The organism is Qipengyuania sp. RANM35, from assembly GCF_041021145.2.
GTDB classification, from domain to species: domain Bacteria; phylum Pseudomonadota; class Alphaproteobacteria; order Sphingomonadales; family Sphingomonadaceae; genus Qipengyuania; species Qipengyuania soli.
The window spans coordinates 2,146,366-2,171,351 of sequence record NZ_CM196433.1 but is presented as its reverse complement, the minus strand read 5'-3'; the positions used below and the strand labels follow the sequence as shown (position 1 = coordinate 2,171,351).

Sequence of the window (24,986 nt, the reverse complement as noted above, 5' to 3'; positions counted from 1 at the left end):
GCCAGGTCGCGGCCCGCCCCGAAGCCAAGGCTTCGCCCGGGCCGCGCAGAAACCATAAGTCCAACGGTGGACATACAGCAGAGCATGCGCCACATGACATGTGTGGTGGGGACGCGTAACGCCCGTCCGGGACCGCGTTGCGGAGGGAGAGTCAGTTCGTGAATCCGTTCGAGACCGTCCGGGAAGAGGTCGGCCTGTCGCCCGAAGTCTCGGACGAGGTGAAGACGAGCACATGCTACATGTGCGCCTGCCGCTGCGGCATCAAGGTCCACCTCAAGAACGGTGCGATCCGCTATATCGAGGGTAACCCCGATCACCCGGTCAACAAGGGCGTGCTCTGCGCCAAGGGCAGCGCCGGGATCATGCACCAGTATTCGCCCGCCAAGCTGACCAAGCCGCTGTTGCGCACGGGCGAGCGCGGATCGGGCGAGTTCCGCGAGATCGAATGGGACGAGGCGCTGGGGCTGGCGACCGAATGGCTCGGGGAAGTGCGGCGCAAGGACCCGGCCAAGCTCGCCTTCTTCACCGGGCGCGACCAATCGCAATCGCTGACCGGCTGGTGGGCGACGCAGTTCGGCACCCACAATTTCGCCGCGCACGGCGGGTTCTGCTCGGTCAACATGGCAGCCGGTGGGCTCTACACGTTGGGCGGCGCGTTCTGGGAATTCGGCGAGCCCGATTACGAGCGCACGCTCTATCACATGATGTTCGGCGTCGCCGACGACCATGACAGCAATCCGATCAAGCTGGGGCTGGGCAATCTCAAGACCCGGCTGGGGACCAAGTTCGTCTCGGTCAATCCGGTGCGCACCGGCTATTCCGCGATCGCCGATGAATGGGTGGGCATCCGCCCGGGCACTGACGGGCTCTTCGTCTTCGCCCTGATCCACGAGCTGCTGCGCGCCGAGAAGATCGATTTCGCCAGCCTCGCCCGCTATTCCAACGCGCCGTGGCTCGTCATTCGCGAGCCCGGCGCGGCAGACGACGGCCTGTTCCTGCGCCACGAGGATGGCGGGCCGCTTGCCTGGTGCCTCGCGCAGGGCAAGGCGATCCACGCCAATGCGGTCCACATCAAGCCCGCCTTTGCCGGTGAGCGGACCGTCAATGGCCGCAGGGTCGTGCCTTCGTTCCAGATCCTCGCAGAACGCTACCTCGCGGACGAATTCTCGCCCGAGGCCGTGGCGGAAACGACCGGCGTGCCCGCAGCGACCACCCGCCGCATCGCTGCCGAGCTGGCCGAGACCGCGTTCGAGAAGGAAATCGTGATCGACGAGCCCTGGGTGGATGCCTGGGGCCGCCGCCACAAGAACTTCGTCGGGCGTCCGGTCTCGTTCCACGCCATGCGCGGCATCTCGGCGCATTCGAACGGCTTCCATACCTGCCGCGCGATCCACATCCTCCAGGCACTGCTGGGCTCGGTCGATTGCCCCGGCGGCTGGCGCTACAAGGCGCCTTTCCCCAAGCCGATCCCGCCCGGCGTCAAGGCGGCATGGCCCAAGGCAGAGGCAGGCGTCCCGCTCGACGGCCCGCCGCTCGGCTTCCCGCGCTCGCCCGAGGACCTGATCGTCGACCAGCACGGCGACCCGTTGCGGATCGACAAGGCCTATAGCTGGGAGCACCCACTCGCGCTCCATGGCCTCATGCACATGGTGCTGCACAATGCGGCGACCAAGGACCCTTACGGCATCGACGTGCTGTTCATGTTTATGGCCAACATGGCCTGGAACAGCTCGATGAACATCCCCGAGACGCTGGGGTACTTCACCAAGAAGGACGAGAGCGGCGAATACGTCATCCCGAAGATCATCTATTCCGATGCCTTCTGGTCGGAGACGGTGCCTTACTGCGACCTGATCCTGCCCGACACGACCTATCTCGAACGCTGGGATTGCATTTCGATGCTCGACCGGCCGATCTCCTCGGCGCACGGCGGGGGCGACGCGATCCGCCAGCCGGTGCTTCCGCTCGACCGCGACGTGCGGCCGTTCCAGACCGTGCTGCTCGACCTCGGCGCGCGGCTCGGGCTGCCGGGCATGACCAATCCCGACGGATCGCCGAAGTATCCCGGCGGATACGAGGATTACATCGTCAATCACGAGCGTTCGCCCGGTGTCGGCCCGCTATCGGGCTGGCGCGGCGAGGATGGCTCGAAGTCGGGTGTGGGTGCGGTCAATCCCAATCAGCTCGAACGCTACATCGAGCATGGCTGCTTCTGGCACGAGGAACTGCCGCTTTCGGCGCAGTTCATGAAATACGCCAATCGCGAATATCTCGACTACGCCACGAAGATGAAGTGGATCGGCCATGCCGACCCGATCACATTCCAGCTCTACAACGAGGATCTGCAGAAATTCCGCCTCGCCGCGCAGGGGCATGGGCGGGTCCAGCCGCCGGACGAGCATCGGACAAGGATCGAGACCTATTTCGACCCCCTGCCGATCTGGTACCAGCCTTTCCTCGAACGCGACGAGGGCGGCGAGGAGTTCCCGGTCCACGCGCTCTCGCAGCGGCCCATGCACATGTATCACAGCTGGGGCAGCCAGAACGCCTGGTTGCGGCAGATCACCAATGCCAACAAGCTCCACATGCATCGCGATCTCGCCGCCAGGCACGACCTTGCCGATGACGACTGGGTGTGGATCGAGAACGGACGCGGGCGGGTGAAGGCGCAGGTGCGGCTCGTCACCGGTGTGAACCCTTCGGTCGTCTGGACCTGGAACGCGATCGGCAAGCGCAAGGGTGCCTGGGGCCTCGAGAAGGACAGCCCCGAATTCACCAAGGGCTTCCTGTTGAACCACATCATCACCGAAAAACTGCTGCCGGAAAAAGGCGGCAAGGAATATTCGAACTCCGACCCGGTCACGGGGCAGGCGGCATGGTACGACCTGCGCGTGCGGCTGAAGAAATGCAGCGCGGAAGAGGCGGACGAAACCTGGCCGATGTTCGAGCCTTTGGCGAAGCGCATGGCGGGACCGCAAGGGCCACTCGAATACGGCAAGGACCTGCAGGGCGAGGACACCGGCGGGAAGGAACCGCTCAAGGACTTCATCGGCCAGCGGCAGGCCAATCATTCGTGGATTTCGGGCATCCGTGACGGTCGCGGCAACCGCGTGAGGGAGGATTCATGACCTCGCTTCCCGACAGCACGGCGAAAAAGCTCGGCCTCGTCATCGACCTCGACATCTGCGTCGGCTGCCATGCCTGTGCGGTGAACTGCAAGGAATGGAATGCGGGCGCGAAAAGCGCGCCGCTGACCGACTACGATCCCTACGGCAAGAAGCCCGACGGCGTATGGTTCAACCGCATCCATACCTACGAAACCACCGACGATGCAGGGCGCGGGCAAACCGTCCATTTCCCGCGCAGCTGCCTTCATTGCGAGGACGCGCCCTGCGTCACCGTTTGCCCGACCGGCGCCAGCTACAAGCGCACTGAGGACGGCATCGTGCTGGTCAACGAGGACATCTGCATCGGCTGCAAGCTGTGCAGCTGGGCCTGTCCCTATGGCGCGCGCGAATACGACGAGCACGAAGGCGTGATGAAGAAGTGCACGCTGTGCGTCGACAAGATCTACAACGAGAACCTGCCCGCCGAGAGCCGCGTCCCGGCCTGCGTCTCGACCTGCCCCGCAGGCGCGCGCAGCTTCGGCGACCTGGGCGATCCGGAAAGCGAAGTCTCGAAACTGGTCGCTGCGCGTGGCGGCTATGACCTCATGCCGGAGCAGGCGACGAAGCCGGTCAACAAGTATTTGCCACCCCGCCCACGCCAGCGCGGCGACGACGAGAAAGCGCCACGAATGCTCGATCACAAGGACGACAGCACCGATGGCGCCGGCCTGATCGCGCGCTGGGTCGATAGGATACTTTCGTAGGATGCACCCCGCCAAATCCGTCATCTTCTTCACCACCGCGAGCGGCGCAGGCTACGGCATGATGGTCTGGCTGGCCGTGCTGGCCGCGCTGGGCCTGTTGCCGGGCGACCTCGTCTTCGGGCTGGTCGCCTTCGGTCTCGCGCTCGGCCTCATCACCGCGGGCCTGCTGTCCTCGACGTTCCATCTCGGCCATCCCGAGCGGGCATGGCGGGCGCTTTCGCAATGGCGTTCCAGCTGGCTGTCGAGGGAGGGCGTGGCCGCGATCCTCGCCTTCGTACCGATGGGCCTGTTCGCGCTGACCTGGGTCTTCGGTCTCACTCCTGCCTCGACCTCGATGGTGCTGGGCCTGCTCGGCGCGCTGATGAGTCTCGCGACGGTCTGGTGCACCTCGATGATCTACGCCTCGCTGCGGACCATCCCCGCGTGGCACAACGGCTGGACGATCGCCGCCTACCTCGTCCTCGGCCCCATGAACGGTGCGGTGATCCTTGCGCTCCTGCTGAAGCTGTTCGGCTTTGCCGAAGCTGCGGAGGCGATGCGGGTGATCGCCTTGGCAGCCCTGTTCGCCGGGCTCGCAGTCAAGCTGCTCTACTGGCAGCACATCGGCAGCGCCGGACCCGTCAGCACTTCGGGTACGGCCACCGGCCTCGGCCATCTCGGCAAGGTCGAGATGACCGCCAGCCCGCACGATGCCGAGAACTACCTGCTGCGCGAAATGGGTTTTCGCGTCGCGCGCAAGCACGCCGACAAGCTGCGCCGCATCGCGCTGCTGCTCGGCTTCGTCGTGCCGATCCTGTGCGTTGCGATGGGCCTCGTCTTTCCCGAGGGTCCGCTGGCCATCCTCCTGGCCTTGCTGGCCGCCGTTGCTTGCCAGATCGGCCTGACCGCCGAACGCTGGCTGTTCTTCGCGGAAGCCAAGCATGTCGTGACGCTGTTCTATGGCGAGCAGGCTGTCTGACATGCTGCGACCGCTGACCGAGAAGCGTGTGCGCGATGCGCTGGGCACGATCATGAACCCGGTCACGGGCGGGGACGTGGTCTCCTCCGGGATAGTCGAGAGCGTGGCGATCAGGGACGGCGATGTCACTGTCATCCTCGCCATCGATCCCCGGACGCTCGACGCGATGGAGGCTGTTGGCAAGGAGTGCGAAGGCGCCGTCGCCAAGCTTTCCGGCGTGAAGTCGGTGCGTATCGCGCTGACCGCGCACCGTGCCGAACCTGCGCGAGAGCCATCGATGCCGCGCGGGGCCGTACCGCCGCCCAGGCCGCCGGCACCACAACCCCTCAATGGTGTCAGGAAGATCGTCGCCGTCGCGAGCGGCAAGGGCGGGGTCGGCAAGTCGACCACATCGGTCAATCTGGCGCTGGCGCTGAAACAGCGCGGGCTCAAGGTCGCAATCCTCGATGCCGACATCTACGGACCCAGCGTTCCGAAGATGCTCGGCGCTGGCGGGAGGCCCGACTTCACTCCGGATGACCGCATCAGGCCGGTGGTCAGCCATGGCCTCAAGGCAATTTCGATGGGCCACCTTGTGCCAGAGGATCGTGCGACGATCTGGCGTGGCCCGATGGTCATCGGCGCGATCCAGCAATTGCTCGGCGGCGTGGCTTGGGACGAGGACGGCGGTGTCGACGTGCTCGTGGTCGACCTGCCGCCGGGGACGGGCGATGCGCAACTCAGCCTTGTCCAGACCGTCCCTGTCGACGGCGCGGTGCTGGTCTCGACGCCGCAGGACATCGCCCTGATCGATGCGCGCAAAGCCTATGACATGTTCGACCAGATCGGCATTCGCGTGCTCGGCATGGTCGAGAACATGAGCCAGTTCACCTGCCCCGATTGCGGCAGCACGCATGACATCTTCGGCCACGGCGGGGCGATTGCCGCTGCGAAGGAAAAGGGGATCGCCATCCTCGGTCAGGTCCCGCTGGACCCGGCGATCATGCGCCAGGGTGAGGAAGGACTCCCGATCGTGCTCGCAGCCCCGGATAGCGCCATCGCACAGGCCTATCTGGCGATGGCCGACAGGATCATGACCGACCTCGCTGTAGCACCGGCAGGCCAATGAGCCGTACACCGATGGTTCTGGTCCTCGCAGGAGGCGAGGGCCGCCGCATCGGGGGCGGCAAGCCGCTGCGCAAGCTCGCTGGCCAGACATTGCTCGATCACGCGTTGCGCATGGCGCGGCGCTGGAGTGGCGGACGGACAATCGTGGCCGGCACGCGGCATGACGGCGGTGATCACGACGACGCGGTATTTGTCGAGGATGCCGGGGGAATGGGAGGCCCGCTGGCGGGTCTCGCGGCAGGACTCCTTGGCGCTGCGCAGTCGGGGGCCGAAACTCTTCTCGTGATCCCCGTTGATGCTCCATTTCTGCCCCATGACCTTTGCGACCGGCTCCGCGAGAGGCTGGACGCGGACGCCAGCGCGGCCTGCGCAATCGCACAAAGCAACGGGCGCGACCATCCAACGTGCTCCTTGTGGCAGGTGGCGGAAGCGCAAGCGGGCATTGAGTCGGTGAAAGCTGGCAAGAACCACTCTCTCATGCGACTTGCCGAAACCGTGGGCTGCGTCCGGGTTGAATGGCCGACCGGCGGCGAAATCGATCCGTTCTTCAACATCAATTCTGCGGAAGACCTTGCTATCGCTGAAAAAATGTTCGACCAATCCTGAGCGAATGCCTTTTCGAGCGACATGCTGAAAAATGCCGCTCCAGCTTCGCAATCATTTCCACAATATCGCTAATCGTGTATATGGAACGCCTTATTCGCATGGTGCCGCCGGCGACGATGCGGGACACGTGGAGAGCCTGTGATTGACCCGATAACCGAACATCCGCTGCGCATCGGTGAAACCGTCCCTCTCTTCGCTGCGCGCAGCACGCAGGGACCGATCGACCTTTCGACCTATCGGGGGAAATGGGTAATCCTGTTCTCCCACCCGGCCGACTTTACGCCGGTCTGCACGAGCGAATTCATCGCGATCACGCGCGCGTCCGCCCAGTTCGGGGAACGGGATTGCGCCTTGATCGGGCTGTCGATCGACAGTCTCTATTCGCACCTCGCCTGGGTACGCATGATCCGCGATATGACCGGGCTCGAGGTCGATTTCCCGATCATCGAGGACCCCACGATGGAGATTGCCGGCGCATACGGCATGATCTCCGCCGATGCGCTCGACGCCGGGACGGTGCGATCGACCTTCTTCATCGATCCCAAGGGCGTCCTTCGCGCGACAACCTGCTATCCGCCCACGGTCGGACGTTCCGTGCCCGAGATGCTCCGGCTTCTCATCGCGCTCCAGCGTGTCGATGGCGGGGACGTGCTCGCCCCTGCCGATTGGCAGCCTGGTGACGAGCTGCTGGTGACCCCGCGCGAGACGGTGAGCGATGTCTTGAAACCGAAAGACGCGTCGGGCTGGTTCTTCAACAAGACGCAGGACCGGGAGTAGGTACGATGGAAGACCGCGACTTCGAAGGTTCGGCGGAACTGCTCCGCGCCATCGCGCATCCAGTGCGGCTGCAGATCCTTTGTGCGATCAAGGACGAGCACGCCGTCAGCGAGATCGAGGATATCACCGGCATTGCCCAGCCCGGCCTGTCGCAACAGCTGGCCATCCTGCGCAAGGCCGACCTCGTCATCACCCGCCGCCACGGCAAGCAGATATTCTACCAGGTCGACAGCGAGCGACTGCTCGGGGCGAGCGAGATGCTCGATGCGCTGGCAGGGACGGCGACGGAGCGCAGGATCGACCGCCACACTTCGCGCATTCACAGCGGCGGTGGCGCGGCCACTTTCGCGCGGGTCTTCCGTTAGAGACCGGAGGCCTGGCGGGCCCAGCCGATAATCGCCTGTTCCGGCATTGCACCTGCCTGCCGGGCCACTTCGCGACCGCCCCTGAACAGCATCAGCGTGGGGATCGACTGGATCTGGTAGCGCCCGGCGATGGCCTGTTGTGCCTCGGTGTCCACCTTGAGCAGGCGGATCTGCGGTTCGAGCTTGGCAGCCGCGCTTGCGAAGGCCGGGGCCATCATCCGGCAGGGGCCGCACCAGCTGGCCCAGAAGTCGACCAGGACAGGCTGGCTGCCCTTGGTCACGAAGCGGTCGAACATGGTGGCATCGGCGTCCACGGGCTTGCCCGTGAAGACAGCCTTGCCGCACTTCCCGCATTTGGGATAGTCACCCAGTCTTTCAGCCGGGACACGGTTCAATCCGCCGCAATGGGCGCAGACGGCGATGTCGTTGCTCATGTCGCAGGTGCCTCCTCATCGGGTTCATGCCGCACCAGTGTCATCGGTTTGCCGTCATCACGCAACACCACGTAGATTGCCGGAATGACCAGCACGGTCAGCAGGGTCGAACTGGCCAACCCGAACAGCAACGAAATGGCGAGGCCCTGGAAGATCGGGTCGGTGAGGATCACGGCAGCGCCGATCATGGCAGCCGCCGCTGTCAGGACGATCGGCTTGAAGCGGATCATGCCCGCTTCCAGCAGGGTATCGCGCAGGCTCTTCTCCTCGCTGCGGGCATGGCGGATGAAATCGACCAGCAGGATCGAATTGCGCACGATGATGCCGGCAAGCGCGATGAAGCCGATCATGCTCGTTGCGGTGAAAGGCGCCCCGAACAGCATGTGGCCCAGCACGATACCGACGAGTGTCAGCGGGATCGGGGTCAGAATGACGAGCGGGATCTTGAAGTTACCGAACTGGCCGACGACCAGCACGTAGATGCCGAGGAGCGCGACCATGAAGGCGGCACCCATGTCGCGGAAGGTCACCCAGGTGATCTCCCATTCGCCGTCCCACAGGACCGTGGTGTGCTCTTCATCGGACGGCTGGCCGTTCAGCCGGACATCGGGCTTGGCCAGGCCGGCAGCCTTCCAGTCGAAGTCGTCGATGGCGCGATTGACTTCGAGCATACCGTAGATGGGGGCTTCGTAGCGCCCTGCCAGTTCGGCGGTGACCATCGTCGCGCCGCGACCGTCCCGGCGAAAGATCGACTGACCGCCGACAGTGTTCTCGACCTTCACCACCTGGTCGAGCCGGATCAACCTGCCGCCGCCCGGACCTTGCATGGCAGCGACCGGAGTCGCCCCCAATTGCTGGCTCCAGCTGCGTTGCGACTGGTCCAGAGTGATCTGGATCGGTAGCGGATGGCGTCCCATGCCCTGCGTCGCATAGCCGACAGTCTGCGTGCTCAGCAGCGCACCGATGCTATCGTAGACCTGGCGCTGGGACAGACCGTAGTAATCCAGCTTGTCGCGGTCCGGCACGAGCCGCAGCTGCGGTACGGGCTGGCCGAAGCTGTTGTCGACGTCGACGATGAAGGGAACCTGCCGGAAGATCTTCTCGACCTGCTCCGCAGTCGCACGCCGGGCCTGTTCGTCGGGTCCGTAGATTTCGGCAAGCAGGGTTGAAAGGACGGGCGGGCCGGGCGGCGTCTCGACGACCTTGATCGACCCGCCCTTCGGCAGGGTGATCGCCGATAGCCGTTCGCGCAGGTCGACCGCGACCTCGTGGCTGGATCGCGAACGTTCGCCCTTTTCCGACAGGGTTACCATGAGGTCGCCCATCCACGGGCGGTTGCGCAGGAAATAGTGGCGCACGAGGCCGTTGAAATTGAACGGTGCCGAGGTGCCGGCATAGGCCTCCATGGAGACGACTTCGGGCACCGACCGGGCTGCGCTGGCAGCCTGCTCCAGCACCCGGCTGGTCGTTTCGAGGCTGGTCCCTTCGGGCATGTCGACGACCAGCTGGACCTCCGACTTGTTGTCGAAGGGCAGCAGCTTCACCGTCACCGCCTTGAAGTAGAACATCGAACAGGCGACGAGCGTTGCCACCCCGACGGCAATCAGGAAGTTGCGCGCAGTCCGGCGCTCGCCGATCACTCGCGCGGCCACCCTGCCATAGAGTTCGCCGAGCTTGCCGCCATGCTCGTCATGGCCGTGACCGTCCGCCAGCGTCTGCCGCGCAAAGCGGATCATCAGCCATGGCGCGATGATCACCGCGACAAAGAAACTGAAGACCATGGCCGCGCTGGCGTTGATCGGGATGGGCGCCATGTACGGCCCCATCAGGCCCGATACGAACAGCATGGGCAACAGCGCTGCCACGACGGTCAGCGTTGCCACGATGGTCGGATTGCCGACCTCCGCCACCGCCTCGATTGCTGCTGTCTTGCGGTCGCGTCCGTCGTTCATGACCCAGTGGCGCGCGATGTTCTCGATCATCACGATGGCATCGTCGACGAGGATGCCGATGGAGAAGATCAGCGCGAACAGGCTGACGCGGTTGATGGTAAAGCCCATGATCTTGCTGGCGAACATGGTCAGCAGGATCGTCGTGGGAATAACGATGGCGGTCACTCCCGCCTCGCGCCATCCGATCGAGAAACCGATGAGGACCACGATCGACACCGTGGCGAGTGCGAGATGGTAGAGGAGTTCGTTGGCCTTCTCGTTCGCGGTCTGGCCATAATTGCGCGTGACGTCGACCGACAGGCCCTGGGGTATCAGGGAGCCCTCGAGCGCCTCGACCCGCGCGACAACCGCATCGGATACCTCGACCGCATTGGCACCTGCACGCTTGGCCACCGCGAGGCTGACCGCAGGAGCCATGGTCCACTGGCCCTCTTCGCCTCCACCGGAACGGGCCCAACGCCATGCGCGCGACTGGTCCTGCGTCGGCCCTTCGCTCACCGTCGCCACGTCGCGCAGGTAGACGGGGGCGCCGGTGACCGAGCGCACCTGAAGGTCGGCGACCTCGTCCGCGCTGCGCAGGTTCTGGCCGGCGATCACGGTCGCGGCAGTGCCGCCTTCGAGAACGGTCCCCGCAGGAAAGGCGCGGTTGGCCTGTCCCGCAGCCTCCAGCACCGCACCCAGCGGGACCTGGTGGACGGCCAGCTTCGCAGGATCGGGCACGATGCGGATCGCTTGCTGCTGCCCGCCGACGAGAAAGGTGAGACCGACATCCTCGACTTTCGCGACCTCGGTCTTCAGTCGGTCGGCGATCTCGTAAACTGCCTGGTCGGTCCACTGCCCGGGGGCTCCGGCCTTCGGGCTCAGCGTCAGCACGACAATGGGCACGTCGCTGATCCCGCGCACGGTAACATGCGGCGGGGGAATGCCGACCGGGATCCGATCCATGTTCGAATTGATCTTGGCATCGATGCGCGTCGCAGCATCTTCGGGATCGGAACCGACCTCGAAGCGTGCGGTGACCATTGCGCCGTTGTCTTCTGCCTGCGTGTAGACGTGTTCTACCGCATCGATCGACTTGACGATCGTTTCGAGCGGCTTGGCCACCAGCTCGGCGACATCCTCTGCCGAAAGCCCGGGTGCAGCCACCTGTATGTCGACCACCGGCACGCTGATCTGGGGTTCTTCCTCGCGTGCGATCGTCATCGTGGCGATCACGCCGACGAGTATCGCTGCGAGCAGCAACAGCGGGGTAAGCGGGGAGTTGATGGTCGCCCGTGTCAGGCGACCGGAAATCCCAAGGCTCATCCTACCGCTCCGCCGGGGGCTGGCTTGACCAGCACATCACCTGCAGTGACCCCCGAGAGGATTTCGAGAGTGTCGGCCTTGCCGGAAGGGGCAGTCTGGACCGGAACGATGGCGGTGCTGCCGTCCTTCGCGCGAACCGTGACGTAGTCGATACCGTATCTTGTGGTGACGTAGCTGTCGGGCACGACAAGGGCAGACTTGGCGCCAGCATCGATGGCCGCAGCCAGGCGTCGTCCGATCAGCCGCGCATCGAGACCGGAAACCTCGGCATCGGCGCGGACCTGCCCTCCGGCGACTGCAGGGTAGAGACGGGCGAGTGTGCCGGTGAGCTCGCTGCCATCCTCTGTGGTCACGCGGACCTTAGTTCCGGCGCGAACCTTGTCGGCAAGTGTTTCGGGCAGTTCGAGGCGCAGGACCACGGGCCCCGAGGTAATCGTCGCGATCGGCATCCCCGGTGCGACTGCCGACCCAGCAGGAATGTCCGCCACGAGGACGCGACCCGATGTTGGTGCCACCACCGCCCCCTGGCCCGCGACAGCATTGACCGCTGCCTGCTGCTGCCGCGCGGCGCGGACCTGTGCCTGCGCTGCCGAACTCGCTGCCTGGGCCTGTTCGAGTCGCGCCTTGGCGTAGACGCCATTCTCGTAGAGATAGCGCGTGCGTTGCAGTTCGGCCTGGGCTTGCGCGGCCTGCGCCTGCGCGGCGGCGGCCTGAGCGCCATAGGCGCCGCTCTGGTAACCGAGCTGGCTGTCGACGATCCGGCCGATGACCTGACCGCGCTTGACGTAGTCGCCTTCCCTGACGTTCAGCGAAACCAGCACGCCGGGTATGCGTGCTGCCGCAACCGCCTGGTCGACGGTGGAGACTTCGGCACTGACCGATTGCCATCCGGGCAGGGTGGACTCGCGCAAGACAATCGGGGCGGCACCGTCTTGAGCCGCAGGGGCGGGATTCTCGTCAGCCGTATCGCGTCCGCACGACGCCAATGACAACGCCAGGGCGAGCACACCCGCCAATCTTGCCCCCGGGCGGTGCATCAGCCGCGCTCCACCGGCAGGCCGGTACGGAGCCACATGCCCATGCCGCCGCGCAGGTGCGTGTCGACCGGCAGGTCGCCGCACATCTTCAGCGCCTTTGCCGATCGCATGCCCGCAGCGCAGTTCAGGACGATTTCCTTGCCTTCGGCCTGCGGAAGTTGACCGGGGTCAAAGCGCGACAGCGGGAGATTGATAGCACCGGGAACGTGGCCGCCCTGGAATTCTCCCGGCTCGCGGACGTCGACCACGATCGCGGTACCGGCAACGATCATGTCGTGCAGCTCGGCAGGCATGATTTCTCGGATGGGTTTGCGATTGCCAAATCCAAACACTTTCGATCCTTTCATTTAGTAACTTGCAAATATCGTGTAGATGTCATAGCGGTCAAGTGATTTCCGGAGAGGAGCAGTCGCATGAGTGAGAAGCACATCGTTGTCCTGGGCGCTGGACTGGGGGGCACCATCGCTGCGTACGAGATCAACGAGGCGACCAAGGGCAAGGCGCGGGTGACCGTGATCAACAAGGGCGACGACTACTGGTTCGCGCCCTCCAATCCCTGGGTTGTCGTCGGATGGCGCGAGCCGGAGGCGCTCAAGGTTCACCTCCCGCCCGTCATGGCCAAGCACAAGATCGGCTATAACGGAGTGGGCGCAAAGAGAGTCGACCCGGCTTCCAATCGAGTCGAATTGAACGACGGAAGCTTCATCGATTACGACTATCTTGTAATTGCGACCGGTCCGGACCTCGCTTTCGACGAGATCGACGGCTTCGGCCCTGAACACAACACCGTGTCCATCTGCGAAACCGCCCATGCGGCCAAAGCGCATGCGAAGTTCGAGGAACTGGCGGCCAATCCCCGCCCCATCGTGGTCGGCGCCGCCCAAGGCGCGTCATGCTATGGCCCGGCCTACGAAATGGCGATGATCATCGACACGGAACTGAAGCGCCGCAAGATCCGCCACAAGGTCCCGATGACCTTCGTTACGCCCGAACCCTACATCGGCCATCTCGGTCTTGACGGCGTGGGCGACACCAAGAGCCTGCTCGAAAGCGAGATGCGCGACCGTAACATCAAGTGGATCACCAACGCCAAGGTCGACAGTGTCGAAGAAGGCAAGATGCAACTGACCGAAGTCAACGAGGACGGATCGGAAAAGAAGAAGCACGACCTCGATTTCGGCTGGGCCATGCTCATGCCCCCGTTCCGCGGGGTCCCTGCAATCATGGGGCTCGAGGGCCTCGTCAACCCGCGCGGCTTCGTGCTGGTCGACAAGCACCAGCGCAATCCGGCCTACAGCAACATCTTCGGCCTCGGCGTCTGCATCGCCATTCCGCCCACAGGTCCGACACCGCTGCCCGTCGGCGTGCCCAAGACCGGGTTCATGATCGAAAGCATGGTGACTGCGGTTGCCCAGAACCTGAAGGAAATCCTTTCCGGGCAGGAACCGACGCACGAGGCGACGTGGAACGCCGTCTGCCTTGCCGACTTCGGCGATGGCGGCGTCGCCTTCGTCGCCAAGCCGCAAATCCCCCCGCGCAATGTCAACTGGTCGTCCGACGGCAAGTGGGTCCACCTCGCCAAGATCGGCTTCGAAAAGTACTTCCTGCGCAAGGTTCGCAAGGGTCAGAGCGAGCCGTTCTACGAGAAGCTCGCGCTGCATGCGATGGGCATCAAGAAGCTCGAACTGAACTGATGTCCCGCGCCGCCCAGTTGTTTGCGAGCGCCTCGGCGCTCGTCGCCTCTCCTGCTGCAGCCCAGTCCCTCGATGCGACGATCGACATGGTTCTTGCGCGCTCGCCAGCGGTCGCTGCGGCAATGGCGCGTGAGGACGGGGCCACAGCTGCGGTCGAACAGGCGCGGGCAGAACGCAATCCGACGGCTGACCTCCAGGGTCAGATCGGTGTCGGCCGGATCGATCCGCAAGGCTTCTTCGCCTTGCCCGCCGACAATGTCACCCCGCGAGTCGCGCAGGTCGGTGCGCAGTGGCCCCTATTCACGGGCGGACGGATCGGTGCCGCGGTGGACCAGGCGAGAGGAGGGCTGGAAGCTGCCCGGCTGGCTCGCAGGATTGCGGCACGCGATCTGCGCACGGAGGTGATTTCCACCTACACGACAGCCCTGTCGGCTCGCGAGAGGTCACGGGCCTACGAGACGATGGTCGGCTCCATGCAGGAACTTCTGCGCCAGGCTCGTCTCATGTTTGAAGTCGGTGCCGCCACTTCGACCGACGTGTCGGAGGCCGAGGCCAGGCTTGCCGAAGCAGAGGTCGGACTTGCTGCAGCCAAGGGTGAATTGGCGGCTGCTACCGCCCGGCTGACGCAGCTCGCTGGCCAGCCCATAGAACTCTTCCCCAATCTTCCCGCGCCGCCCGAAACGCCCGAAACTGCAGCGGCGGCGGTGGATGCCGCCATCGCCGGCAATCCGGAGATCGAGCAGGCGCGTTACGTTGCGAAGATCGCTTCCGCCGGCGAAAGGGCCGCAAGGTCCGAATACCTGCCGACGGTGGCTGCCTATGCCGATGCCTCCTCTGTCCGCGACCAGTTCTTCCCCGGCTACAAGGCGGACAGCGCGAGCGTTGGCCTGAGGGCGAAGTGGACTTTCTTCAGCGGCGGTCGAGTGTCTTCGAAAGTGGATCGCGCGGCCGCCGAAGCGCGGGCGGCCAGCCTCGACGTGCAGGAGTACGAGGAGCAGCTGAGGGTTGCGGCAATCCAGCGCTACAGCGACTTTCAGACCGCGACCGCCATGCTCCTCGCAGCCGAGAAACGCGCCGAGGCAACCCAGGCAGCTCTTCGTAGCACTCGGCTCGAGGTCAAGGCGGGTGCCAAGCCGCAGGTCGCCTTGCTCGATGCAGAGCGTGAGGCGATCGAGGCCGAGAGCGCGAGGATCGATGCGGCGGGCAGACGCATCCTCGCGGCGCATGCCCTGCGGGCGATAGCGGGGATGGACAGCGAAGGCTGAATGACGGGGACGCTTGGTCGGCTGCGCCTTTCCCAAGCGCGTGAGCGGGTGTAACCGCTCCGGTCATGGGAGTGCCTGAAATGAGCGTCATCGACCCGCGCGACCAGCTGATCTGCCTGCGCGCTGGCGACGACCTGTCGGAGAGCGGCGGCATGGTCCTGCCGCCGATCGCGCAGGCATCGATCTTCCGCAAGGAGACGATGGAAGAGCTTCACCGCGAGCTCGGGCAGGAACACCTCGCGACGGTCTATTCGCGCGGAACCAACCCCACCGTGCGCGTGCTCGAACGGACGCTTGCCGAGCTGGAGCGGGGTGAGGCGTGCAAGTGCTTTGCCTCCGGCATGGGCGCGATCGGGGCGTTGCTGTTCGGACTGCTCAAGGCGGGCGACCATGTGCTGTTCGTCAACGATATCTACGGCCCGACGCTTCAACTCGCGCAAAGGCTCGAGGATTTCGGAGTCTCCCACGACCACATCCTCGGCGGATCGGTCGAGGAGGTGGCCGCGGCGCTGCGCGACGAAACGCGGATGATCTACCTGGAGAGCCCCGGATCGATGCTGTTCGGTCGTGTCGATGTTGAAGGCATCGCTGCGCTTGCCAAGGCGCGTGGGGTACTCTCGGCCATCGACAACACCGTCTCCACGCCGTTGCTGCAGAAGCCGATCACGATGGGCGTCGACCTCGTGATCCACAGCTGCTCGAAATACATCGGCGGGCACAGCGACGCCATCGGCGGCGCGCTGGTCGGCCCGGCGGACCTGCTCGAGCGCATTTTCTACGACGCCTACCTGTTGCTCGGTGCGCGCATGCCGCCGTTCGAAGCCTGGCTGTTCCTGCGCGGCCTGATGACCCTGCCCGCGCGGATGGAGCGGCACCGGGCCGACGGGCTGGAGGTGGCGCGGTACCTCAAGGCGCACCCGGCGGTGGCGCGGGTTTTCCACCCCGAACTGGAAGGCAATGCCGGCGCACACTCAGGCCTGTTCTCGTTCGAACTGGGTGAGGGCGGCTTCCAGCGCGCAGTCGAAGTCGCGAACCGGCTCAAGCTGTTTGGCAATGCCGTGAGCTGGGGCGGGGCGGAGAGCCTGGTGATGACCGGCCACAAGTTTGATCCCGCAGGCGGCCCCGAACCGCGATTGCCCGCATCGCTGTTGCGCCTGTCCGTCGGTCTGGAAGGGGCTCAGGCGCTGATCGACGACCTCGCCGCCGCGCTCGGCTAGGCTTCCGCGCCCCAGGCACCGGACTTGCCGCCGGTCTTGGTGACCACGCGGATGCCGGAAATCTCCATCGTCCGGTCGATCGCCTTGAGCATGTCGAACAGGGTCAGGCAGGCGGTGGACACTGCCGTCAGCGCTTCCATTTCCACACCCGTAGGTCCGGTGGTGCGGACCTCGGCTTCTACCGCGAAGCCGGGCAAGTCATCGTCGGGCGCAATCGTTACGCTGACCTTGGAGAGCGCGAGCGGATGGCACAGCGGGATGAGATCGGCAGTGCGCTTGGCCGCCATGATGCCGGCGATTTCCGCGGTCGAGATCACCGCGCCCTTCGGCGTCTTGCCCTTGCGCACCGCGTCGAGCGTGGCGCTTGCGCAGGTCAATCTTCCCCGAGCCGTCGCGACGCGCGCGGTGGCCTCCTTGCCGGAGATGTCGACCATGTGCGCACGGCCCTGATCATCCAGATGGGTAAGCTCGCTCATGTCCGCCCTTCCAGCAGGACCATGCACGCCTGTCGAGGACAAATCGCTGGCGGGTTTGCGTCCTCACGGCGGCATGTTACGCGATAGGGCAATGGACACGCCTTCCACAGACAAGCCGATTTCGATGGCCGCCCTCGTCGAGAGCGATCCTGCGGCTGCCCTGCCGCGCCTGCGGGCGGCGGTTGCGCGCGATCCGGCACTGGCACCGGCACATCGCCTGCTGGCGCGTGCGCTGCGCAAGCTGGGCGAGGAGGCAGAGGCGGATGCGGCGGACATGGCCGCGGTCCGGGCGACCGCCGCCGATCCCGAAATGCTGGCCATCGCCATCGCGTTGCAGGACGGAGACCTGCCCCAGGCCGAGGGCCTGCTTCGCCAGCGACTGACCCGCCTGCCGACCGATGCCGCCGCGATACGCCTGATGGCCGAACTCGCAGCGCGTCTCGGGCGACTGCCCGATTCAGAGCGGCTGCTGCGCCGCGCTCTCGAAATCGCGCCGGGTTTTACCGCAGCGCGCGCGAACCTCGCCAACGTGCTCTACAAGCAGAGCCGTTACGAAGAGGCCGCCAAGGTCCTCGACGAGGTGCTGGAGCGTGACCCGGCCAATCCGGGCAACCGCAATCTGATGGCCGCGACGCTGGGCCGCATCGGTGACTACGAGGAAGCACTGAAGCTCTACGGCGAACTGACCGAGACCTTCCCCGACCATGCCAAGCTGCAGATGAGCTACGGTCACATGCTCAAGACGGTGGGGCGGCAGGACGAGGGCATTGCCGCCTATCGTGCCGCACTCGCTGCGCAGCCCGACCTCGGCGAGGTCTGGTGGAGTCTGGCGAATCTCAAGACGGTCGAATTCACCGAAGCGGACGTTGGGGCGATGGAAGCCGCCCTCGAAGGCAATCCCGCGCACGAGGATGCGCTCCATCTCCATTTCGCCCTCGGCAAGGCCTATGCCGACCGTGGCAATGCGGAAGCGGCCTTCCGTCACTACGAACGCGGCAACGCCTTGCGGAGCGAGGAATTGGCCTACGACCCGCAGGCGATAACCGACCAGGTCGACCGGATGATCGCAGTGATGACGCCCGAATTCGCCGCAGCGCACAAGGACGTCGGCGATCCCACGCCGGACCCGATCTTCATTCTCGGCCTTCCGCGCGCCGGATCGACCCTGCTCGAACAGATCCTGTCGAGCCACAGCCAGGTCGAAGGGACGATGGAATTGCCCGACATCCCGGCAATGGCCATGCGCGAGGCGCGCAAGTCAGGCGGCGACCTGCGCGACTGGCCCGATGCCGTGGCGGAGATGGACGCGGCGCAGTTCGCGGAACTCGGCGCAGAGTTCCTCGAGCGCACCCGCGTACAGCGCAAGAGCGGCAAGCCCTTCTACATCGACAAATTGCCCAACAACTGGAGCTATGCCGGCTTCATCCACCTGATCCTTCCGAATGCGAAGATCATCGATGCGCGTCGCCATCCGATGGATTGTTGCTTCTCCAATTTCCGCCAGCATTTCGCCAAGGGGCAGGGCTTTTCCTACTCGCTGGAACACATCGGCCGTTACTATGCCGATTATGTGCGCGCGATGGACCATTACGACGCCGTGCTTCCCGGCCGCATCCATCGTGTGATCCACGAACACCTGCTCGACGATCCCGAGGGTGAGGTCCGCGCGTTGCTGGCCTATCTCGACCTGCCTTTCGAAGAGGCTTGTCTCGAATTTCACCGCAACACACGGGCAGTCCGCACCGCGTCGTCAGAGCAGGTGCGCCGCCCGATCAATCGCGACGGGGTAGGGCAATGGGAGCCCTATCGGGAGTGGCTCGGACCGCTCGAAAAGGCGCTCGGCGATTTGCCGACCACATACGCGCGCTAGCAACTTCCTTGCCGCTCGGTCGCTGAGGCCGTTGCAAAAATGCCATGAATTCGACGGAAAGCTGTGGGGAGTCGACGCAGGCCAGCCGTCTGGCCTTGGCAAAACGGCACAATTGTGGCGGTTATGAAGTGGGGACGCATTCAAGGAGGGAATTATGGTATTCGAGCACAAGCGCCGTCGCCTTAGCATGGCGGCCAGCCTGCTCGCGGGGACCGCGCTTACCGCCACGACTCCTGCGCTTGCGCAGGATGCCGGTGCCGCTGAGACCGACACCGATGTCATCATCGTGACCGCGCAGAAGCGCGCACAGGACCTGCAGGACGTGCCGGTCGCGATCACGGCCATCGGGACCGAGAAGCTCGACCAGCTTCAGGTCAGCGAACTGCAGGACGTGGTGAAGTTCCTGCCGTCGGTCACGATCCAGACGGCCGCGCCTGGCTTCAGCCAGGTCTATTTCCGCGGCGTCGCCAGCGGCGAGAACGCGAACCACTCGTCCTCGCTGCCCACCGTCGGCACCTATCTCGACGAAATGCCGATCACGACCATCCAGGGCGCGCTCGACATCCATGCCTATGACCTCGCGCGTGTCGAGGCGCTGGCAGGCCCGCAGGGCACGCTCTACGGCGCCAGCTCGATGGCCGGCACGATCAAGATGGTCACCAATGCGCCCGACTATGGCGACAGCTACGGTGCCATCGACCTCGAACTGAACCAGGTCGCCCATGGCGGCATCGGCGGCACGGCGGAAGGCTTCTACAACGCCAGCCTCGGCTCGAACGCTGCGCTGCGTGTGGTCGGCTGGTATCGCAAGGATGCCGGTTACATCGACAATGTCGCGGGTAGCCGGACCTACCCGACCTCGGGCATTACCCAGAACAATGCTGCCCTGGTCGAGGAAGATTACAACGACGTCGAGACCTATGGTGCGCGTGTCGCCCTGGGCATCGAATTGGACGACAACTGGACTGTCCGTCCGACCGTGATGGGCCAGGTCCAGACCGCCAACGGCAGCTTCTCGCAGGAACGCTCGACCGCGGTCACCGGCGATCTCCAGACAGTCCAGTACAATCCCGAATATTCGAAGGACAAGTGGCTCCAGGCCGCCCTGACCATCGAAGGCAAGCTGGGCAACTGGGACCTCACGGCCACCGGTGGCGGCCTGTGGCGCAAGGATCACGTCGAATCCGACTATTCGGACTACGCGTATTTCTATGACGCACTCTACGGCTACGGCGCGTATTTCTACGACAACAATTACGATCTCATCAGCCCGAACCAGTACATCCAGGGCGGCGACAAATATCGCCGGATGTTCGGCGAAATCCGTGTGGCCAGCCCGCAGGAAGCGCCGATCCGCTTCATCGGCGGCCTGTTCGCCCAGCGCCAGCGCCACGAGATCACGCAGAACTACATCATCGATAATCTGACCGACTTGTTCACGGTCACCGGCACGGAAAGCAACGTCTGGCTGACCCGCCAGACCCGTACCGACCGCGACTATGCTGCGTTCGGGGAACTGAGCTTCGACGTCACCGACCAGCTGACGCTGACCGGTGGTGCGCGCCTCTACAAGTACAAGAACTCGCTCATCGGGTTCTTCGGCTACAACGCCAACTTCTCGAGCCGCACGGGTGAGGCAGCATGTTTCGCCGGTCCGATCGTGGACGGCACGCCCTGTACCAACCTCGACAAGGTCACCTCGGACACCGATGCGATCTGGAAGCTCAATGCGACCTACGAGATCAATCCGGACGTCCTTGTCTATGCGACCTGGTCGCAAGGCTTCCGTCCGGGCGGCATCAACCGTCGCGGTACACTGCCTCCTTACAAGCCGGACTCGCTCGACAATTACGAGCTCGGCTGGAAGACCCGTTTCGGCGATGTCACCTTCAATGGTGCTGTTTACCAGGAGGACTGGAGCGACATCCAGTTGTCCTTCCTTGGCGAGAACGGCCTGACCGAAATCCGCAATGCGGGTATCGCTCGCATCCGCGGTCTCGAAGCCGACTTCAGCTACCGTGCGAACGGCCTGACGCTTTCGCTTTCGGGCAGCTACAATGATGCGACGATCCGCAAGGACTTCTGCCGCATCGCCAATCCGGACTTCGATTGTACCTTCGATCCTGGCGATGGTCGTGTGAACGCGCTGCTGGCCCCTGCCGGGACGCGCCTGCCGATCACGGCCAAGTTCAAGGGTAACGCGATTGCGCGCTACGAATTCCCGTTGGGTTCGTGGGACGGTCACGTTCAGGGCGCTCTCGCCCATATAGGAAGCCGGCGGAGCGATCTTCGCACCTTCGAGAACGGGCTGAAGGGTACCTTCCCCGCCTACACCACGCTCGACCTGAGCATCGGGATGAAGAACGACAAGATGCGCTTCGAGCTCTTCGCGACGAACCTGTTCGACGAGCGCGGGGTGATCAACACCGGCGTCCAGTGCCTCGAAACCACCTGCGGCGATCCCGACGGGATCAGCAGCACCGGCGGCGTCTTCTACGACACTGTCATCAAGCCGCGCGTGATCGGTATCAAGACCGGCTTCGATTTCTGATCGGAGCCACCGGTATTTGACGGGAAAGGCCGGGCCAAGCGCCAGGCCTTTTTCGTTTCAGCCCGCGAGGCGATCGAGCCATGCCTCGGCCAGTTCGCTCGCCTGCTCTGGCGCGAAGGGTGCGTCGCCGAGCGAGAGTTCGAGCCACAGGCCGTCGATGAGTGCGGTAAGGGCTATCGCCGCGAGTGCCGGATCGGCGAGGTCGGGCCGCCATTCGACCAGCAGTTTCTCGAGGTCGGCACGGTAATCGCGATACACCTCCGCCCTGACCCCGGCGACCGAGGGGTCGCTGCGAGTGAGGCTCCACAGCGCGACATAGCTGGCGAGGAGGTCGGGCGACGCGATGGGCGGCCTGAAGCTGGCGGTGAGATAGGCGAGCACGCGCGCGCGCGGATCGGGCCCTGCTTCGGCGACCGCTGCGTCGAGCGCCTGCGCGATGCGAGTTCCCATCCAGCGATAGGTTTCGGCGATCGCTTCGGACACGCCGGCGAAATAATGCCGCAACAGGCCGGGGGAGACACCTGCTTCGGCGCATATCGCCCGCACCGAGACTCCTGCTGCACCCCTCTCTGCCAAGACGCGCGCGGTCGCTTCGATAAGGCTCTGTCTGCGCTCGTCGGGATCGGCGCGGGTAAAGGCGGGTTGTGCGCTCATATGCAGCTTGTTATACGAGTGTATAGCAAGGAGCGCGCAATGGCAACGCAGAGGATCGTAGAGGCGGCGGGCGACCCGCTCGACGGGTGGAGCCTGCCCGCGTGGACCTATCACGACGAGGAATTCCATCGCCTCGAACTGGATCGCATCTTCCGCCCCAGCTGGCAGGTCGTCTGCCATGTCAGCGACATTCCCGGCCATGGCGACTGGCACACGCTCGACTATTGCGGGGAAAGCGTGATCGTGGTGCGCGGCAAGGATGATGTGCTGCGCGCCTTCACCAATGTCTGCCGCCATCGCGGCTCGCGCCTTGTCGACGGCGCGGTCGGTTGCGCGAAGAAGCTGGTGTGCCCCTATCACGCGTGGACCTACGACCTCGATGGACGCCTGACGGGCGTGCCCGACAGCGCGAGCTATCCCACGCTCGACCGCGACCGAGCCGGACTGGTGCCGGTCGAACTCGAAATCTGGCGCGGTTTCATCTTCGTCCGGCTGGAGGACGATGGTGGCCCAACCGTGGCGCAGATGATGGCGACCTATGAAGCCATGGTCGAACCCTATCGTTTCGAGGAACTTGGCGCGCTGGGTCGTGTGACCCTGCGCCCGCGCGAGGTGAACTGGAAGAACGTCGGCGACAACTACTCGGACGGGCTCCACATCCCCGTCGCGCACCCCGGCCTTACCCGCCTGTTCGGCAAGAGCTACGGCGTCGAGGCGGAAGCGAATGTCGACCGGATGTGGGGCGATATGCAAGACCGCGAGAGCGCCAACTGGTCCGAGCGCATGTACCAGAAGCTGCTGCCGCCGGTGCCACACCTGCCCGAGGCGAGCCAGCGCCACTGGCTCTACTTCAAGCTGTGGCCGAACGTCGCCTTCGACATCTACCCCGACCAGGTCGACTTCATGCAGTGGCTGCCGACCGGCCCGACCACCTGCCTGATCCGCGAGATCAGCTATGTCCTGCCAGATGACAGGCGCGAGATGCGCGCCGCGCGCTATCTCAACTGGCGGATCAACCGGCAGGTCAATGCCGAGGACACCATGTTGATCACCCGTGTGCAGGAAGGCATGGCCTCGCGCAGCTTCTCGATGGGGCCGCTGAGCGACAAGGAAGTCTGCCTCAAGCATTTCTGCAAGCGCATGCGCGAAACCATTCCTGAGGCACGCCTCGAACGCCAACCCCCTGCCGGCTGGAGCCACAAATGACCAAGCAATACGACGCCGTGATCATCGGCGCGGGCCACAACGGGCTCGTCTGCGCCTTCTATCTCGCGCAAGCCGGGCTCAAGGTCCGCATCGTCGAGCGGCGTGATGTCGTCGGCGGCGCGGCGGTCACCGAGGAATTCCACCCCGGTTTCCGCAATTCGGTGGCGAGCTACACAGTAAGCTTGCTGCAGCCCAAGGTCATTCGTGACATGCGGCTGCACGACCATGGCTATCGGGTGATCGAACGCCCGATCTCCAACTTCCTGCCGCAGGAAGACGGCGGCTACCTCAAGCTCGGCGGCGGGCTCGAGCGGACGCAGGCGGAATTCCGCAAGTTCTCGAATGCCGACGCCGAGGCGCTGCCAGCCTATTACGACGCGCTTGAAGGCGTCGCTGAAGTGCTGCGCGACCTCGCGCTCAAGAGCCCGCCCAATGTGGGGGAAGGCCTGCGCACGCTCATCGCGGGTGCGACGCAGGGCTGGGGGATGTCCCGCCTAGACCTTGCGGCCAAGCGCGACATCCTCGACCTCTTCACCAAGTCGGCGACCAGCTTCCTCGGCCAGTGGTTCGAGAGCGAGGCGGTCAAGGCCGCTTTCGGCTTCGACGCCGTGGTGGGCAATTATGCCAGCCCCGACACGCCGGGCAGCGCATATGTCCTGCTACACCACGTCTTTGGCGAGGTGAACGGCAAGAAGGGCGCCTGGGGCCACTCGATCGGCGGGATGGGCACGATCACGCAGATCATGGCCGATGTCTGCCGCAAGTGCGGGGTCGAGATCAGCCTCGAAGCGCCGGTCGCCGAAGTTCTGGTGGATGGCGATGCGGTTGCCGGCGTCCGCCTCGAAAGCGGTGAGGAGATCGCGGCGAAGAGGGTTATCGCCAATGTCGGGCCGAAGCTGCTTTACGGCAAGATGCTCGACGCGAGCCACCAGCCCGAGGATTTCCGCCGTCGCATGAAGGGCTTCAAGGCTGGCGGCGGCACCTTCCGCATGAACGTCGCCTTGTCCGAACTGCCGAAGTTCACCTGCCTTCCCGAGCCGGGCGAACATCACCAGTCAGGCATCATCCTCGCCCCGACGCTCGACTACATGGACAAGGCCTTCCTCGATGCGAAGGCGCATGGCTGGTCGAAGAAGCCGATCGTCGAGATGCTGATCCCGAGCACGGTGGACGACAGCCTCGCCCCTCCGGGCCAGCACGTCGCCAGCCTGTTCTGCCAGCAGTTCGCGCCCGAGCTTCCTGCCAATGAAGACGGAACGGGCCGCGACTGGGACGACGAGGAGAACGCCGCCGCCGACACTATCATCGACACGGTCGAGGCGCAGGCACCCGGCTTCCGCGCCTCGATCCTCGGGCGGCAGGTGCTCAGCCCCAAGGGGCTCTACAAGAAGTTCGGCCTCGTCGGCGGAGACATCATGCACGGGCACATGAGCCTCGACCAGCTGTGGTCAGCGCGTCCGGTGCTCGGCAATGGCGCCTATCGCGGACCGGTGAAGGGCCTCTACATGTGCGGTGCGGGCACCCATCCGGGCGGCGGCGTCACCGGCGCGCCGGGCCACAATTGCGCGCGCGAGGTGATCTTCGATCGCGGCAACTGGCGGCGCTTTTCTGCGGTTTGACGCGTCGGACGGCAGTGCTACG

20 protein-coding genes are annotated in these 24,986 nt (G+C 64.8%); 14 read left to right on the top strand and 6 right to left on the bottom strand.

Translation table 11 applies throughout. The features are described from left to right. The first annotated feature begins 158 nt into the window (after window positions 1-158). The 7 genes from RAM60_RS10835 to RAM60_RS10805 all read left to right on the top strand — a co-directional run bounded on the left by RAM60_RS10835 (window position 159) and on the right by RAM60_RS10805 (window position 7,684). Entirely contained in the window at window positions 159-3,128 is a 2,970-nt protein-coding gene (locus RAM60_RS10835; RefSeq protein WP_369026752.1) for a molybdopterin oxidoreductase family protein, read from the top strand. Further along, window positions 3,125-3,871, top strand: coding sequence for a 4Fe-4S dicluster domain-containing protein (locus tag RAM60_RS10830; RefSeq protein ID WP_200981387.1), 747 nt, complete (start codon window positions 3,125-3,127; stop codon window positions 3,869-3,871). The genes RAM60_RS10835 and RAM60_RS10830 overlap by 4 nt, the downstream gene beginning before the upstream one ends. Before the next feature lies 1 nt (window position 3,872). Next, complete coding sequence (locus RAM60_RS10825) at window positions 3,873-4,829, top strand: dimethyl sulfoxide reductase anchor subunit family protein (protein ID WP_369026753.1); 957 nt, start codon at window positions 3,873-3,875, stop codon at window positions 4,827-4,829. 1 nt (window position 4,830) lies between these two features. After that, window positions 4,831-5,937 carry an Mrp/NBP35 family ATP-binding protein gene (locus RAM60_RS10820; RefSeq protein WP_369026754.1) on the top strand — a complete coding sequence of 369 codons (1,107 nt, stop codon included), beginning with the start codon at window positions 4,831-4,833 and terminating at the stop codon, window positions 5,935-5,937. Then, on the top strand, window positions 5,934-6,542 hold the full coding sequence (gene mobA / locus RAM60_RS10815; RefSeq protein ID WP_369026756.1) for a molybdenum cofactor guanylyltransferase: 609 nt from the start codon (window positions 5,934-5,936) through the stop codon (window positions 6,540-6,542). The genes RAM60_RS10820 and mobA overlap by 4 nt, the downstream gene beginning before the upstream one ends. Before the next feature lie 138 nt (window positions 6,543-6,680). Next, a complete protein-coding gene (locus RAM60_RS10810) occupies window positions 6,681-7,319 on the top strand; it encodes a peroxiredoxin (protein ID WP_369026757.1) in 639 nt (212 codons plus the stop codon). 5 nt (window positions 7,320-7,324) lie between these two features. Beyond that, window positions 7,325-7,684, top strand: a complete 360-nt coding sequence (locus RAM60_RS10805; RefSeq protein ID WP_200981382.1) for an ArsR/SmtB family transcription factor — start codon at window positions 7,325-7,327, stop codon at window positions 7,682-7,684. Here the strand turns inward: RAM60_RS10805 and trxC are convergent. Genes trxC through RAM60_RS10785 form a run of 4 tightly spaced genes read right to left on the bottom strand, consistent with a single transcriptional unit; the run spans window position 7,681 to window position 12,705 of the window. After that, window positions 7,681-8,118: a thioredoxin TrxC gene (trxC, locus tag RAM60_RS10800; protein WP_369026759.1), complete on the bottom strand. Its 438-nt coding sequence runs from the start codon at window positions 8,116-8,118 to the stop codon at window positions 7,681-7,683. The genes RAM60_RS10805 and trxC overlap by 4 nt on opposite strands. Further along, window positions 8,115-11,375, bottom strand: a complete 3,261-nt coding sequence (locus tag RAM60_RS10795) for an efflux RND transporter permease subunit (protein WP_369026760.1) — start codon at window positions 11,373-11,375, stop codon at window positions 8,115-8,117. Before RAM60_RS10795 ends, trxC begins: the two co-directional genes overlap by 4 nt. Next, complete coding sequence (locus RAM60_RS10790; protein ID WP_369026762.1) at window positions 11,372-12,412, bottom strand: efflux RND transporter periplasmic adaptor subunit; 1,041 nt, start codon at window positions 12,410-12,412, stop codon at window positions 11,372-11,374. The genes RAM60_RS10795 and RAM60_RS10790 overlap by 4 nt, the downstream gene beginning before the upstream one ends. Next, window positions 12,412-12,705 (bottom strand): rhodanese-like domain-containing protein, encoded by a 294-nt coding sequence (locus tag RAM60_RS10785; protein WP_369026763.1) that lies wholly within the window; start codon window positions 12,703-12,705, stop codon window positions 12,412-12,414. The genes RAM60_RS10790 and RAM60_RS10785 overlap by 1 nt, the downstream gene beginning before the upstream one ends. 120 nt (window positions 12,706-12,825) lie before the next feature. On the opposite strand from RAM60_RS10785, the gene RAM60_RS10780 reads away from it, so the two are divergent. The 3 genes from RAM60_RS10780 (at window position 12,826) to RAM60_RS10770 (ending at window position 16,588) form a co-directional block, all read left to right on the top strand. After that, window positions 12,826-14,106: an NAD(P)/FAD-dependent oxidoreductase gene (locus RAM60_RS10780; protein ID WP_369026765.1), complete on the top strand. Its 1,281-nt coding sequence runs from the start codon at window positions 12,826-12,828 to the stop codon at window positions 14,104-14,106. Continuing rightward, window positions 14,106-15,371, top strand: coding sequence for a TolC family protein (locus tag RAM60_RS10775; protein ID WP_369026766.1), 1,266 nt, complete (start codon window positions 14,106-14,108; stop codon window positions 15,369-15,371). The genes RAM60_RS10780 and RAM60_RS10775 overlap by 1 nt, the downstream gene beginning before the upstream one ends. 80 nt (window positions 15,372-15,451) lie before the next feature. Continuing rightward, on the top strand, window positions 15,452-16,588 hold the full coding sequence (locus tag RAM60_RS10770; protein WP_369026767.1) for a trans-sulfuration enzyme family protein: 1,137 nt from the start codon (window positions 15,452-15,454) through the stop codon (window positions 16,586-16,588). Here the strand turns inward: RAM60_RS10770 and moaC are convergent. Then, window positions 16,585-17,064 (bottom strand): cyclic pyranopterin monophosphate synthase MoaC, encoded by a 480-nt coding sequence (gene moaC, locus RAM60_RS10765; RefSeq protein WP_369026768.1) that lies wholly within the window; start codon window positions 17,062-17,064, stop codon window positions 16,585-16,587. The genes RAM60_RS10770 and moaC overlap by 4 nt on opposite strands. Window positions 17,065-17,155: 91 nt before the next feature. Between moaC and RAM60_RS10760 the strand changes: the two genes are divergently transcribed. After that, entirely contained in the window at window positions 17,156-18,934 is a 1,779-nt protein-coding gene (locus RAM60_RS10760; protein WP_369026769.1) for a tetratricopeptide repeat-containing sulfotransferase family protein, read from the top strand. 154 nt (window positions 18,935-19,088) lie between these two features. Further along, a complete protein-coding gene (locus tag RAM60_RS10755) occupies window positions 19,089-21,485 on the top strand; it encodes a TonB-dependent receptor (protein ID WP_369026770.1) in 2,397 nt (798 codons plus the stop codon). Between the two features lie 57 nt (window positions 21,486-21,542). On the opposite strand, the gene RAM60_RS10750 is transcribed toward RAM60_RS10755, so the two are convergent. Next, window positions 21,543-22,139: a TetR family transcriptional regulator C-terminal domain-containing protein gene (locus RAM60_RS10750; RefSeq protein ID WP_369026771.1), complete on the bottom strand. Its 597-nt coding sequence runs from the start codon at window positions 22,137-22,139 to the stop codon at window positions 21,543-21,545. Between the two features lie 39 nt (window positions 22,140-22,178). Here RAM60_RS10750 and RAM60_RS10745 point away from each other — a divergent pair, with 39 nt between their 5' ends. Both RAM60_RS10745 and RAM60_RS10740 read left to right on the top strand, forming a co-directional pair. Then, on the top strand, window positions 22,179-23,345 hold the full coding sequence (locus RAM60_RS10745) for an aromatic ring-hydroxylating oxygenase subunit alpha (protein ID WP_369026772.1): 1,167 nt from the start codon (window positions 22,179-22,181) through the stop codon (window positions 23,343-23,345). Beyond that, window positions 23,342-24,964: a phytoene desaturase family protein gene (locus tag RAM60_RS10740; protein ID WP_369026773.1), complete on the top strand. Its 1,623-nt coding sequence runs from the start codon at window positions 23,342-23,344 to the stop codon at window positions 24,962-24,964. The genes RAM60_RS10745 and RAM60_RS10740 overlap by 4 nt, the downstream gene beginning before the upstream one ends. Window positions 24,965-24,986: the final 22 nt, after the last annotated feature.